Source organism: Sphingomonas arabinosi, from assembly GCF_036663715.1.
Classification (GTDB): Bacteria; Pseudomonadota; Alphaproteobacteria; order Sphingomonadales; family Sphingomonadaceae; genus Sphingomonas.
Genome location: NZ_JAXOJN010000004.1, coordinates 249,274 through 262,084, shown reverse-complemented (window position 1 = coordinate 262,084; position 12,811 = coordinate 249,274). Strand labels below are relative to the sequence as shown.

At 67.8% G+C, this 12,811-nt stretch carries 16 protein-coding genes; 5 read left to right on the top strand and 11 right to left on the bottom strand.

Annotation, left to right across the window (positions count from 1 at the left end):
• Positions 1–15: 15 nt before the first annotated feature.
• A complete protein-coding gene (locus tag U1708_RS09575; protein ID WP_133020171.1) occupies positions 16–450 on the bottom strand; it encodes a YcgN family cysteine cluster protein in 435 nt (144 codons plus the stop codon).
• The gene (locus U1708_RS09570) at positions 447–1,052 is read right to left on the bottom strand and encodes an SCO family protein (RefSeq protein ID WP_332745036.1); all 606 of its coding nucleotides are present in this window, start codon (positions 1,050–1,052) and stop codon (positions 447–449) included. Before U1708_RS09570 ends, U1708_RS09575 begins: the two co-directional genes overlap by 4 nt.
• A 79-nt stretch (positions 1,053–1,131) precedes the next feature.
• Between U1708_RS09570 and U1708_RS09565 the strand changes: the two genes are divergently transcribed.
• Positions 1,132–1,740: an ankyrin repeat domain-containing protein gene (locus tag U1708_RS09565; RefSeq protein ID WP_332745034.1), complete on the top strand. Its 609-nt coding sequence runs from the start codon at positions 1,132–1,134 to the stop codon at positions 1,738–1,740.
• Between the two features lie 169 nt (positions 1,741–1,909).
• Here the strand turns inward: U1708_RS09565 and U1708_RS09560 are convergent, their stop codons facing one another.
• From U1708_RS09560 to tsaD, 3 genes are all read right to left on the bottom strand, one after another.
• Positions 1,910–2,419 carry an MmcB family DNA repair protein gene (locus U1708_RS09560; protein ID WP_332745032.1) on the bottom strand — a complete coding sequence of 170 codons (510 nt, stop codon included), beginning with the start codon at positions 2,417–2,419 and terminating at the stop codon, positions 1,910–1,912.
• Between the two features lie 61 nt (positions 2,420–2,480).
• On the bottom strand, positions 2,481–3,458 hold the full coding sequence (locus U1708_RS09555; protein ID WP_332745030.1) for an NAD(P)H-dependent glycerol-3-phosphate dehydrogenase: 978 nt from the start codon (positions 3,456–3,458) through the stop codon (positions 2,481–2,483).
• The gene (tsaD, locus tag U1708_RS09550; protein ID WP_332745028.1) at positions 3,455–4,480 is read right to left on the bottom strand and encodes a tRNA (adenosine(37)-N6)-threonylcarbamoyltransferase complex transferase subunit TsaD; all 1,026 of its coding nucleotides are present in this window, start codon (positions 4,478–4,480) and stop codon (positions 3,455–3,457) included. The genes U1708_RS09555 and tsaD overlap by 4 nt, the downstream gene beginning before the upstream one ends.
• A 64-nt stretch (positions 4,481–4,544) precedes the next feature.
• Between tsaD and hemC the strand changes: the two genes are divergently transcribed.
• The gene (gene hemC, locus U1708_RS09545; protein WP_332745026.1) at positions 4,545–5,450 is read left to right on the top strand and encodes a hydroxymethylbilane synthase; all 906 of its coding nucleotides are present in this window, start codon (positions 4,545–4,547) and stop codon (positions 5,448–5,450) included.
• Positions 5,447–7,108, top strand: a complete 1,662-nt coding sequence (locus U1708_RS09540; RefSeq protein ID WP_332745024.1) for a uroporphyrinogen-III synthase — start codon at positions 5,447–5,449, stop codon at positions 7,106–7,108. Before hemC ends, U1708_RS09540 begins: the two co-directional genes overlap by 4 nt.
• 159 nt (positions 7,109–7,267) lie before the next feature.
• On the opposite strand, the gene U1708_RS09535 is transcribed toward U1708_RS09540, so the two are convergent.
• Positions 7,268–8,059, bottom strand: a complete 792-nt coding sequence (locus U1708_RS09535; RefSeq protein WP_332745022.1) for a DUF72 domain-containing protein — start codon at positions 8,057–8,059, stop codon at positions 7,268–7,270.
• Between the two features lie 41 nt (positions 8,060–8,100).
• Positions 8,101–8,766 (bottom strand): Crp/Fnr family transcriptional regulator, encoded by a 666-nt coding sequence (locus U1708_RS09530; RefSeq protein ID WP_332745020.1) that lies wholly within the window; start codon positions 8,764–8,766, stop codon positions 8,101–8,103.
• A gap of 131 nt (positions 8,767–8,897) precedes the next feature.
• Here U1708_RS09530 and U1708_RS09525 point away from each other — a divergent pair, with 131 nt between their 5' ends.
• Complete coding sequence (locus U1708_RS09525; RefSeq protein ID WP_332745165.1) at positions 8,898–9,671, top strand: class II aldolase/adducin family protein; 774 nt, start codon at positions 8,898–8,900, stop codon at positions 9,669–9,671.
• Positions 9,672–9,697: 26 nt separating this feature from the next.
• Positions 9,698–10,864, top strand: a complete 1,167-nt coding sequence (locus tag U1708_RS09520) for an alpha-hydroxy-acid oxidizing protein (RefSeq protein WP_332745018.1) — start codon at positions 9,698–9,700, stop codon at positions 10,862–10,864.
• A 10-nt stretch (positions 10,865–10,874) separates the two neighbouring features.
• Here the strand turns inward: U1708_RS09520 and U1708_RS09515 are convergent, their stop codons facing one another.
• The 4 genes from U1708_RS09515 to U1708_RS09500 are packed head-to-tail and all read right to left on the bottom strand — an operon-like array spanning position 10,875 to position 12,782.
• Positions 10,875–11,060 (bottom strand): Trm112 family protein, encoded by a 186-nt coding sequence (locus tag U1708_RS09515; RefSeq protein ID WP_332745016.1) that lies wholly within the window; start codon positions 11,058–11,060, stop codon positions 10,875–10,877.
• Positions 11,061–11,062: 2 nt separating this feature from the next.
• Positions 11,063–11,251: a hypothetical protein gene (locus U1708_RS09510; protein WP_332745014.1), complete on the bottom strand. Its 189-nt coding sequence runs from the start codon at positions 11,249–11,251 to the stop codon at positions 11,063–11,065.
• Complete coding sequence (locus U1708_RS09505; RefSeq protein WP_332745012.1) at positions 11,248–11,889, bottom strand: LON peptidase substrate-binding domain-containing protein; 642 nt, start codon at positions 11,887–11,889, stop codon at positions 11,248–11,250. The genes U1708_RS09510 and U1708_RS09505 overlap by 4 nt, the downstream gene beginning before the upstream one ends.
• Positions 11,886–12,782, bottom strand: a complete 897-nt coding sequence (locus tag U1708_RS09500; RefSeq protein ID WP_332745163.1) for a tetratricopeptide repeat protein — start codon at positions 12,780–12,782, stop codon at positions 11,886–11,888. The genes U1708_RS09505 and U1708_RS09500 overlap by 4 nt, the downstream gene beginning before the upstream one ends.
• Positions 12,783–12,811 lie beyond the last annotated feature (29 nt).

The window sequence follows — 12,811 nt, the reverse complement described above, 5'->3', positions numbered from 1 at the left end:
CGGGCTATCACCGGGTCAGAGCTCGCGGTCGATCACGTGATATTCTAGCTCGCCGGCCTCGTCCTCGCTGATTGTCCAGCCGCGGACCGATTGCTTGGCGCGGTGGACGGCTTCACGGTCGCCGCAGACCAGGTAATGCCATTCGGGCAATTGCTCGCCGGCCGCGCGCAGGCGGTACGCGCAGGTCGAGGGCAGCCAGTCGATCCCGCGGACGTTGCCGGTCGTCAGCCGCACACACTCGGGCACATAGGCATGGCGATGGCGGTAATCGGAGCATTGCCCGCTGCGCCGGTCGAGCAGGCGGCACGAGACGTTGGTCGCGACCAGCTCGCCGGTATCCTCGTCCTCGAGCTTGTGGATGCAGCATTTGCCGCAGCCGTCGCACAAGGCTTCCCATTGGCCGCGGTCGAGCTGGTCGATCGGCGTATCTTCCCAGAAGCGCGCGCTCACCGGGCCCAGCGCTTGATTTCCGTCACCACTGCGTCGGGCCCTTGTTCCTGTGGCAGCAAAGCGAGGGGCTTGCCGTCCGGATCCATCAGATAGGCCTGGCGCGAGTGGTTTACGAGGTAGCCCCCGCTCGGACCGGCGCCGGGCGATGCGTCGCCCTTGCTCGAATAGACGGCGTATTCGGTCTTGATCTTGGCGATCTGGTCGTCGGTGCCGGTCAGTCCGACCATGCGCGGGTGGAACGCCGAGACGAACTGCTTGAGCACCGCAGGCGTATCGCGCGCCGGGTCGACCGTCACGAACACCGGCACGATCTTCGCGCCGATCGCGGGATCGCTCACCTCGAGCTTTTTCACCGCGGCGCCGATCGCCTGGACATCCGTCGGACACACATCGGGACAGAAGGTGTAGCCGAAATACATGATCCGGTATTTGCCCGCGAACGCGCGCTCGGTGACGGTCTGCCCGTTCTGGTCGGTCAGCGTGAAGGCGCCGCCGATCCGGGCGCCTTCGAGCGGCGGCTTGGCGGGGGGCTGGGACGAGTTGCACGCCGACAGCGCCAAGGCGGGCAGCGCGAGCGCGCAGAGGAGGAAACGGAGGGTCATGGTGCCGCCAGCCTTGATCTGTTCGCTACTGCGGCGCAAGCGTCACCCGATATCCAGGACGAACCAAGGAAGTCTCTCGATGCGTATCCGCCTGATGCTCGCCGCTACCCTCCTGACGCCTGCGCTCGCCTGCGTCGCGGCACCCGCGTTCGCGCAGGGCCAGTCGGAGGGCTACAAGTTCCTGTCCGCGGTGCGCGATGCGAAGAACAACGAGGTGCTGGAGATGCTCGGCAAGCCCGGCAGCAACATCATCAACACGCGCGACGTGACCAGCGGCGAAGGCGCGCTGCACATCGTCATCAAGCGCAGCGACGAGGTGTATCTGCGGTTCCTGCTGCAAAAGGGTGCGGATGCGAACTTGCGCGACGGCAAGGGCAACACGCCGCTGCTGCTCGCGGTGACGCTGGGACAGACGGGCATGATCCCGATCCTGACCGCGGCGGGGGCGAACCCGAACCTGGCGAACTCGGCGGGCGAAACGCCGCTGATCCGCGCGGTGCAGCGCCGTGATGTGGGCATGATCCGGGTGTTGCTGGCCGAGAACGCCGATCCGGACCAGGCCGATATCATCGCCGGCATGTCCGCGCGCGCCTATGCCAAGCAGGACGGACGCAATCCGATCGTGAGCAAGCTGCTGGAAGATGCGCCGAAGAAGGTTCGGAAAGCGGTGTCGGGTCCGAAGTTCTAAACTTCGTAAGAGAGTAATGAAGCTAGCAACGCACCTTCCCCCCTCCCTGAAAGGGAGGGGTTGGGGGTGGGTAGGCCAGCTTGTGGCGCGACCGCTGCATCATACGGAAACCAACCCACCCCCGGCCCCTCCCTTCCAGGGAGGGGGGAAGAATAGCCGGTGCTTACCTTCAGAACGCCAGCCCATCCGCATCCGGGTCCATCTGCGCGATCAGCCGCCGCGCAGCGCGTCGCGCAAACGCCAGCGTACACCGCTTGCGCACATGCGCCGGCAGCGGCACGGTATGCGCCTCCCGCACGATCGCCGCGTCATAGCGGTCCGCAACGATGATCCCCGTCCGCTCCGGCAGGAACGCAGGCCCATTCAGCGGCCCGACGTCGAACCCGGCCGGAACCGCCCAGAAATACCGGTCGCAATGCCCGAGATAGTCCGGCCACTTCCCGTCGCCGAGCAGGTCGGCCCGCGACACCTTGATCTCGACGATCACGATCTGCCCGCGCGCATCCACCGCCATCAGGTCGGCGCGACGCCCGCCGTCGAGCGGCACTTCGGTCATCGCGGTGAGGTCGTGGCGCAGCAACATCCGAATGACGCCGCGCGCCACATCGGCAGCACACATCACCGCATCGGGAGGCGATCCGGGTTCGTCGGTGCAGGAGTCCGGCGGCATATCGAGCATGCGCCGGAAATAGAACAATCCACGAACGAGGCAAGCCCATTCGCGGATCGGTTACGCGCGATCAGCCCGCCTCGCCCTTCAACGGCCGGGCGAGCAGGTCGCCGATCACGTCGCTCACCGGCGCGCCCTCCAGCAGGCGGCAGACCGCTTCGGTGATCGGCATGTCGACGCGTGCGTCGCGGGCGGCTTCGCGGAGCACGGGCGCGGTGAAGGCCCCTTCCGCGACGGTCCGGCGATCCGCCAGCAACGCCGCCGCCGAATCGCCGCGCCCCAGGCCAACACCCAGCGAGAAGTTGCGCGAACTGGTCGAGGAGCAGGTGAGCACGAGATCGCCCAGCCCCGAAAGCCCCGCCAGCGTCTCCGCCCGCGCACCACGTGCGAGGCCGAACCGCGTCATTTCGGCGAACCCGCGCGCGATCAAGGCGGCGCGGGCGTTCTGGCCCAGCCCGGCCCCCTCAACGACTCCGCAACCGATCGCGAGGACGTTCTTCACCGCGCCACCGATCTCCGCACCCGCGACGTCGGTCGAAGCGTAGGTCCGAAAATGGCGCGCCGCGAGCCGTGTCGCGAGCCGCTCGCCGAGCTCCGCATCCTCGCAGGCAAGCGTCACCGCGGTCGGCAGTCCAGCGGCAACTTCGTGCGCGAAGGTCGGTCCCGAGAGCACTGCGATCGGCGCACCTGGATGCACCGCGCGAGCGACCTCGCCGACGAGCCGCTTGCTCCCCGCCTCGATCCCCTTCGCGCAGAGCACGAGCGGTATGCGGCCGATCGGGGCGGCGGCGAGCACGCTGCCGACGTGCTGGGCGGGTGCGACGACGAGGATCGCATCCATATCCGCCAGCGCGGCGAGGTCGTCGGTTGCGCGGATCGTCGGCGACAGCGTTACGCCCGCGAGGAACAGGCTATTCTCGTGAGACGCGTTGATCGAGTCGACGACATCGGTTTCGCGCGCCCACAGGATGACGTCGCGGCCGCCATGCGCGGCGACCTGTGCGAGCGCAGTGCCCCACGCGCCGCCGCCGATGACGCCGATCTTCATGCCTTAACCCCCGCACCGCGAACCGCTTCCGCATTCGGATCGAGCGGCCAGCGCGGGCGGGCGGCGACGTCGAGCGGATCGGTAAGGCCCGCGGCAAATCGCTCGGCACCCGCCCAGCCGATCATCGCGGCGTTGTCGGTGCACAGCCACAAAGGCGGCGCGACGAAGCGGAGACCGTGCGCGCTCGCGAGCCCCTGCAACGCTGTACGGACCGCGCTATTGGCCGCGACTCCGCCGGCGACGACGAGCGCGGTGGCACCGTGCGAGGTCCGCAGCGCCTTGGTGGTGCGGTCGATCAGGCAGTCCACCACTGCCGCCTGGAAAGAGGCGGCAAGATCCTCGGGCGAATACTGGCCGACGACGCGCGCGACCGCACTCTTCAGTCCGGCGAACGAGAAATGCGGTTCGGCCGAGCCTTTGAGCGGGCGCGGCAGGGGGACAGCTTTAGGGTCGCCGAGCGCCGCCGCCCGTTCGACCGCGGGACCGCCGGGGAAGCTCAGGCCCAAGAGCTTGGCGGTCTTGTCGAACGCCTCGCCCGCGGCATCGTCGATCGTCGTAGCGAGGCGCCGATACGCACCAACACCCTCGACCAACAGCAACTGGCAATGCCCACCCGATACCAACAACAGCAGATACGGAAACTCCAGGTCCGGATCCGACAAGCGCGGCGACAAAGCGTGGCCCTCGAGATGATTCACCGCGATCAACGGCTTGCCCGCGGCGTGTGCGAGCGCCTTGCCGGTGACCAGCCCGACCATCACCCCACCGATCAGCCCCGGCCCCGCAGTCGCGGCGATCGCATCAACATCGGCCAGCGTCAGCTTCGCGTCGGCCAGGGCCGCGACGATCAGCGGCTCCAGTGCCTCGACATGTGCGCGCGCGGCGATCTCGGGGACTACGCCGCCGAACGGCGCGTGCGCCGCTTCCTGCCCCAGCAGCCGATGCGCCAGGACCTGACGGTCGCCGGTGACGAGCGCGGCGGCAGTTTCGTCGCAGGAGGATTCGATGCCGAGAATGATCATCGCGCGTCTGTATAGGCCCGCGTGAAGCTTGTCGAAGGGGGCCCCTTTCTGCATGGCACGCAGGATGACATTTTTTCGGCTCGGTACGCGCGGTTCGCCGCTGGCGCTCACCCAGGCGGGCCTGGTCCGCGATGCCCTGTGCGCGGCGCATGGCTGGTCGCCCGACCAGGTCGAGACGGTCGTGATCCGCACCACCGGCGACCGCGTGCAGGATCGCGCGCTCGCCGAGATCGGCGGCAAGGCGCTGTGGACCAGGGAACTCGATCGCGCGCTGCACGACGGCGACATCGACTGCGCGGTGCATTCGATGAAGGACGTCGAGACCATCCGGCCACACACGCTGAAGATCGCCGCGATGCTGCCGCGCGCCGACGTCCGTGATCGGCTGATCGGTGCGGAGACGTTCGCCGACCTGCGACCCGGAGCCGTCGTCGGCACGAGTTCGCCGCGACGCCGCGCGCAGATGCTCAGGCTGAGGCCCGACCTGGAGATCGTCCTGATCCGCGGCAACGTCGATACGCGGCTCGGCCGGGTGGCGAGCGGCGAGATGGACGCCACGCTGCTCGCCGCCGCTGGGCTCGATCGCCTCGGGCGCGACGACGGCCATGCGATCCCGACCGACATCATGCTGCCTGCACCGGCGCAGGGCGCGGTCGGGATCGAGGTCCTCGACGGCAGTGCCGCGCACGCGACCGTCGCGGCGATCGACCATGACGACACCAGCCTGTGCGTCCTGACCGAGCGCGCGTTGCTGGCGCGGCTCGGCGCGGATTGCCACTCGCCGGTCGCGGCTCTCGCGTCGCTGGCAGGCGAGACGCTGACGTTGCGCGCCGAGCTGATCGCGGAGGATGGGACGTGCGACGTCGCCGGATCGATCGAGGGCGGCGCGGGCGAAGACCTCGGCACGATGCTGGCGATCGACCTTCTCACGCGCGCGCCGGCCAGCGTCCGTCGGCTGTTCGCGGCATGACGCCCCCCCACGCCGTCATCGTCGTGCGGCCGGAGCCCAGCAATGCCCGAACCGCGGCGGCGCTGCGGACGCTCGGGCTCGACGTACGGCAGGTTCCGCTGTTCGCCGTAACGCCGGTCGACTGGAGCATACCCGATCCGGCGGGGTTCGACGGGCTATTGCTGACCAGCGCGAACGCGGTGCGGCATGGTGGCGCAGGACTGGACGTGTTGAAGCGCCTGCCGGTGGTCGCCGTCGGCGCTGCGACTGCCGCGGCAGCGAGCGAGGCGGGCTTCGCGGTCGCGGTTACCGGGTCGGGCGATGCCCGCGACGCCGTTTCGGAAGCGCGCGACCGCGGCTTTGCGCGCCTGCTCCACCTTGCCGGACGCGATCGTGCCCCGACCGACGACGGGGTCGAGGCCATTACCGTCTACGCCAGCGATGCCGTACCGATCGACGCCGACACCGCGCGATCGTTCGCCGATACCGTCGTCCTGCTGCACTCGGAACGCGCTGCTGTCCGGCTGAGGGAAGTGCTCGACGGGACTGGCGTCGACCGGACCGGAATCGAGATCGCGGCGATCAGCGCGACGGTCGGAGACGCCGCCGGAACCGGCTGGGCCACCGTCTCGATCGCCACGCAACCGAGCGACCCCGCGCTCGTCGCGCTCGCTGCTGCGCGTGCGAACATACGCGCGATTGACCATCCGGTGCATGGCGGGGATAAGCACGCCATGAGCGACCATGTGCCGACCGATCGCCCACGGGCACGCGGACCCAGAATGGGCGTCATCATCGCCCTGACCGCGCTTGCGTTCATCGCCGGGCTGGCGCTGATGGCCTATGCCGCCAGAAAGCTGCCCTGGTTCGATGCGACGCGGTCGGCCACCACAGGCACACCCGTCGCAGGGCAGAAAGTCGGCGCGAGCAACACCGGGTATATCCCCTCGCAGCCGCTAGGTCCGGATGGCCAGCCCCAGGCGGCTGCGCCGGTCGACACCGCGGTGCTGGCAACGCGTGAAGCGACGTTGGCGGGCCAGTTGACCGCACTCGAGGCGCGCACCGCGGCGATCACCACCGATGCGGCCGCGGCCAGCGGGCAAGCCACGCGCGCGGAAGGCCTGCTGGTGGCCTTCGCCTCGCGGCGGGCGCTCGATCGCGGGGTCGGGCTCGGCTATCTGGAAGAGCAATTGCGCTTGCGGTTCGGCCAGGCCCAGCCGCGCGCGACCATGCTGCTGATCCAGTCCGCGCGCCAACCGGTGACGTTGGAGGACCTTCGCCAAGGGCTCGACGCGATTGCTCCCGATATCACGAGTTCGACGGGTGAGAACTGGCTCGACACGATCCAGCATCAGATCGATTCGTTGATCGTGCTGCGCAAAGCGGGAACGCCCTCGCCAATGCCGGCCGACCGCCTGGCGCGCGCGCGACGCCTCCTGGGCGCGGGGCAGGTCGAGGCGGCACGGGCCGAAGTCGCCCGCCTGCCCGGTGCAGCCCAAGCCGGCAATTGGATGGATGCGGCACGGCGCTATGTCGTCGCCCGCCAGGCACTGGACGTGATCGAGAACACCGCGTTGATCGGACAGGCAGGACAACCCCAGCCCGCGCCGGTGGTGATCCCGACGCCCGAAACGGCACCGCCCGTGATAGACACCGCCCCGGACCCGGCGGGCGTCTGAACCGCAAATTCCGGCCTACGCCCTTGGGTCGTCCAAGGCGGTCTAACCTGCTGCAAACTAGCCCATGGCCGTGTCGAGATTCGCGATAGGCTTTGTCCGAACAGCGCATGACGGACCCGAGTGAGCCGTCCGCAGGGGCGTTCGGATAGCTCGGCGTACTTACCCCTCCACCCTCTCGATCAACGCCATCGCCGCATGTGGAGCGCGAACCTTGGCGCCGTTGATGAAGAACACGAACGTCTCCCGCTTCTTCTTCGCCGGCGTGGCATCCTCGACATAGGGCAAGCCCTCGGGGCGTCCGCCGGCCGCCCAGATCTTCGCTTTGTCCGCCCATTCGTCCAGCGCGGTCGGTGCGTAACCCGCGACGTAGCGCTCTTCGGCGTCCTCAAGTCGCGCATAGACGAAGTCGCCGGTCACGTCGGCGATCGCCGGATATTCCGCCGACTGCGCGAAGACGATCGCGACGCCAGCATCGCGGCACATCGCGACGAATTCCGGCACCGCGAAACTCTCATGCCGGACCTGGATCGCATGCCGCAGCGCGAGGCCGTCCTGCTTGGCCGGCAACAGCTTCAGGAACGCGCCGAAATCGTCCGCGTCGAACTTCTTCGTTGCCATGAACTGCCACAGGATCGGTCCGAGCCGGTCGCCGAGCTCGACGATCCCCTGCCCGGTGAACTTCGCGATCGACTCGCCCGCCTCCGCCAGCACCTTCCGGTTGGTGCAATAGCGTGACGCCTTGAGCGAAAAGACGAACCCGTCGGGCACCGCCTTCGCCCAGGACGCGAACGTCGCCGGCTTCTGGCTGCCGTAATAGGTGCCGTTGATCTCGATCGCGGTGACGTGCTCGGCGGCATAGTCGAGCTCGCGCTTCTGCGGCCATTTCTCCGGATAGAAGGTCCCGCGCCACGGCTCGTAGGTCCAGCCGCCAATACCGATTCTAATGGTCATGGCCGCGAGTGTAGCGCTCCGCGGACAGGCTTGGCGATGCCCTATTCGGTGATGACGCCGCGCAGCCCCGGCAGGTCGAGGATACGCACCTGCGCATAGGCGACCGCGACCAAGCCATCGCGCTCGAACCGCTTCAGATGCCGGTTGAGCGTCTGGCGCGCGATGCCGACCACGCCGGCAAGCTCCTCCTGACGGATCGTGATCCGGCCATCCCCCGCCTGCGTTGCTCGCATCAGCGCCTGCGCCAGCCGTACCCGGATCGATTGTCCCACACTCTGCGCGATGAACCGCAATGCCGTGCGTTGATGCGCACACACGAGCAGGCCGAGATCGCGGTAGAGTTCCGGGTCCGCCGCTGCCGCCCGCGCGAACGCCGCTACCGACACATGCACCAGTCGCGCCGCGCCGAACGCCGTCGCGTCATGCGGTCTTGGATGACCGTCGAACGTGGACAATTCCCCGAACCACGTCCCCGGCCGCACGATCAGGGCGAGCAGTTCCACACCATTGGCGGACAGCCCTTTCAGCCGGACCTGCCCGTCCAGAACCGCCCACAACCCGTTCGGCGGATCGCCCGAACCATAGATTCGCGCGCCATTCTCCAGCACCGCGACCCGCGCCTCCTGCAACACGCGTTCGCGACGGCCCGCCGGTATCGCGGCGAACCACGTGTCGGTTGCCAGTATCGCGTGATCCGCATCATGCATCACCCGAAGCTAGGTGAAATTTTGGGAATGTCACCATCGAGACAAAGTTTGCCGAATGACGGTCGTACAAGGGGCAAAACATAAGGAGGCGGATGATGGCAACGGCACTGAAGGCGATGGAACCGGCTGCGATGGCGACCGCGGCAACGACGGCGATCGAGGACCAGGTATCGGCCGAGGAATGGGCGCTGCGCGTCGATCTCGCCGCCGCGTACCGGCTGGTCGCGCTATACGGCTGGGACGACCTGATCTTCACGCATCTTTCGGCGCGCGTCCCCGGCCCCGAGCATCATTTCCTGATCAACCCGTACACGCACATGTTCGAGGAGATCACCGCGTCGTCGCTGGTCAAGATCGACGTCGACGGCAACAAGGTCATGGACACCCCTGCCCCGGTCAACCGCGCGGGCTTCGTGATCCACTCGGCGGTCCACGCCGCGCGCCACGATGCGGTCGCGGTGCTGCATCTCCACACCCCCCACGGCCAGGCGGTGTCGGCGATGGCCGAAGGGCTGCTTCCCCATACGCAGACGGCGATGATCGCCGGGCACGACGTCGCCTATCACGACTTCGAAGGTATCGCGACGGAGCTGGAGGAACGCGAGCGGCTGGTTCAGGATCTCGGCACGAAGAACGCGATGATCCTGCGCAACCACGGCACGTTGACGGTCGGTGAATCGGTACCCCAGGCGTTCCTGCGGATGTATTTTCTCGAGCGTGCCTGCGAAGCGCAGGTCCTGATGCTCAGCGCCGGTCGCGAGAATCTGAACAACCCGAACCAGGGTGTCGCCGAGAAGGTCGAGGGACAATCGAGCGCGACCGGGATGCGCATGCTCGCCGACGGACTCGCCTGGCCCGCACTGTTGCGCAAGCTCGACCGCGTCAATCCGGGCTATCGGGACTGACCGCGAAGACGTTCGGAGGGCAATGCATGCCGCATTACGGCGATTACCAGAACGAGATTTACTTCGCCGGGCTCGCCGGCGTCGTCCCGAAGGTGCCGGTCGATTTCGCGTCGCTCGAGGCTCGCGCCGCGGCGGCCTTGCCACCGTCGGTGCTCGGCTATCTGCAGGGCGGATGCGGCGACGAGTTCACGCAACGTCAGAATGCCGACGCGTTCCGGCATTGGGGCATGACGCCACGCATGATGGTCGATGCGACGCGTCGCGACCTGTCGATCGACCTGGTCGGGATGACGCTGCCCAGTCCGATCTTCATGAGCCCGGTCGGGATCAACGGCCTTTGCACGCAGGACGGGCACGGCGATCTCGCCGCCGCGCGGGCCGCCGCGCTCACCGGCGTCCCGCTGATCCAGTCGACGCTGTCGAACGACGCACTCGAAGACGTCGCCGCGGCGATGGGCGACACGCCCGGCTTCTTCCAGCTCTACACGCCCAAGGACAAGCCGCTTGCCGAAAGCCTCGTCCACCGTGCCGAAGCGGCGGGTTACAAGGCGATCGTCGTCACGCTCGACACCTGGGTGACGGGTTGGCGTCCGCGCGACCTGAACGTCGCGAACTTCCCGCAACTGCGCGGCCATGTGCTGGAGAACTACTTCAGCGATCCGGTCTTCCGCGCGATGCTCGCCAAACCACCCCGCGAGGATCTGTCGGCGGCAGTGCGGCAATGGGCCGGGACGTTCGGCAAGGTCCTGACATGGGACGACATGCCGTGGCTGCGATCGATGACGTCGCTGCCGATCGTCCTTAAGGGGATCTGTCATCCCGACGACGCGCGGCACGCGATCGATCTGGGTGCGGACGCGATCTACTGCTCGAACCATGGCGGGCGCCAGGCGAATGGCGGGGTCGCCGCGATCGACATGCTGCCTGCGGTGGTCGAGGCGAGCGGGACAGTGCCGGTGCTATTCGATTCCGGCATCCGGTCGGGCAGCGACGTCGTCAAGGCGCTCGCGCTCGGCGCCACCGCGGTCGGGGTCGGCCGGCCCTACACGTACGGCTTGGCACTAGACGGCGCGAACGGCGCCGCCCATGTGCTGAAATGCATCCTCGCCGAAGCCGACCTGTTGATGGCGGTGAACGGCTACCCGACGATCGCCGCCGTTCGAGAGGCCGGAGCGACGCGGACGGGCCGCTGAAGCCGGACGATCAGGCAGCGGTCGCGTCGATCCGGCGTGCCTCTTCGACCAGCATCACGGGCACGCCGTCGCGGATCGGGTAAGCGAGCCCGGCGGCGTCCGAAATCAGTTCCTGCGCGGCCTCGTCATAGCGAAGCGGCGTGCGCGTCGCGGGGCAGACGAGGCGTTCGAGCAACCACGGGTCCAGGGGCTTCATCGTCAAACTCTTTCCCGGTGGGACGGAGGCGCGGCAGCGGCCTGCGCAATGCGACCGGACTCGCTGCCGATCCGCCGCTGCGTCGCGACGTGTTCGATCGCGGTGATCTTCTTCGGATCGAACAGATTGGCGAAGAACATGCCGATCATCATCACGGCACCGTGCGCGTGACCCTTGCTGGGCGACTTCACTGCAACGTCACCGATTCGTCGCCGTCGTGCCGCCCGAAGAACTGCATCAGCTGGATGATCAGCTCGGCGCGCTGCTCGATGTTCGGCGCTTCCAGCAACGCCTGCTTCGCCGCCGCATCGAACGGTGCGATCTGGGCGATGCCGTTAACCAGGCTCTCGTCGTCGAGCCGTCCGACCGCATCCCAGTCGACCGCATAGCCCTGCATGTCCGCGAACCGACGCGATTCCAGTTCCAGTGAAGACCGCCGCCCGAGCGACAGAGAGTCTTCCTCGATCAACGGCAGCAACTCCGCCTCGACCTGCCGGAACGCGGTCGTCACATCGAGTTCGCGGACGATCCGGAACAGCGCGATGCCCTCCAGTACGACATTGTACCGCCCGTCATCGAGCGCCTCGACCTCGGCGATCTTCCCGACGCAGCCGATGTCGTACAGCGCATCCGCGTCGTCATGCGGTCCGCCCCGCGGCTGGATCATGCCGATCCGCCGGTCGCGCGCCATCGCATCGCTGATCATCGCCCGATAGCGCGGCTCGAACATGTGCAGCGGCAGGTGCATGCCGGGGAACAGCAGCGCCCCCGGCAACGGGAAGATAGACAAACGCGTAGTAGCGCGCGGAGGGGCGGACTCGGTGGTCATCCGAACAGGATCGCAGACAGACGACGGCGCTGTCCAGACACCCACGGGTCCTCGAGCCCGACGACCTCGAACAATTTCAGCAACTGCGTCCGCGCCGCGCCCTCGTTCCAGTCGCGCTCGGTGGCGATGATGCCGAGAAACGTGTCCGCGGCGGCATCGCGGTCGTTCGCCGCCATCTGGCCGTTGGCGAGCGCGAACCGGGCCTGCAGGTCGTCGGGGTTCGCCTCGACCGCGGCGACCAGCGGCGACAGATCCTCAACCGGCGGTGCCGACTGCGCGAGTGCGAGCGCTGCCTGCGCGCGGTGGATCGCCGGGTCCTTGGCGATCGCCGGGTCGAGGTTCGCGAGCCAATCGGTCGCCTCGTCGAGCTGCCCGGTCGCGACCAGCGCGCGGACGAAGCCGGCATGGACCTGCGGATGCTCGGGCGCGATCTCGGCGATCTCGCGGAAGATCCCAAGCGCGCGCTCGCCGTCACCCTCGGCCAGCGCCTCTTCGCCCACCGCGATCAGCGGCTCGACATCGGGCGCCGCGTCCGTCGCGCCGGCTTCGATCGGCAGCTGCTTGAGCAACTGGTCGAGGATCACGCGCAACTGCGATTCGGTGCGCGCGCTGGTCATGTCGGCGACCAGCTGGCCCTGGAACATCGCGTAGACGGTCGGGATCGACTTGATCTGGAATTGCGCGGCGATGAACTGGTTCTTGTCGGTGTCGACCTTCGCCAGCACGACGCCCTTGTCGGCGTAATCCGCGGCTACCTTTTCCAGCGTCGGCGTCAGCGCCTTGCACGGCCCGCACCATTCCGCCCAGAAATCGATGATCACGAGCTTCGTCATCGACGGTTCGACGACATCGCGACGGAACGCCTCGACGGCATCCTTCTCCGCGGGGGACATTCCAAGCGTGGCCAAGTTCAACTCCCGTG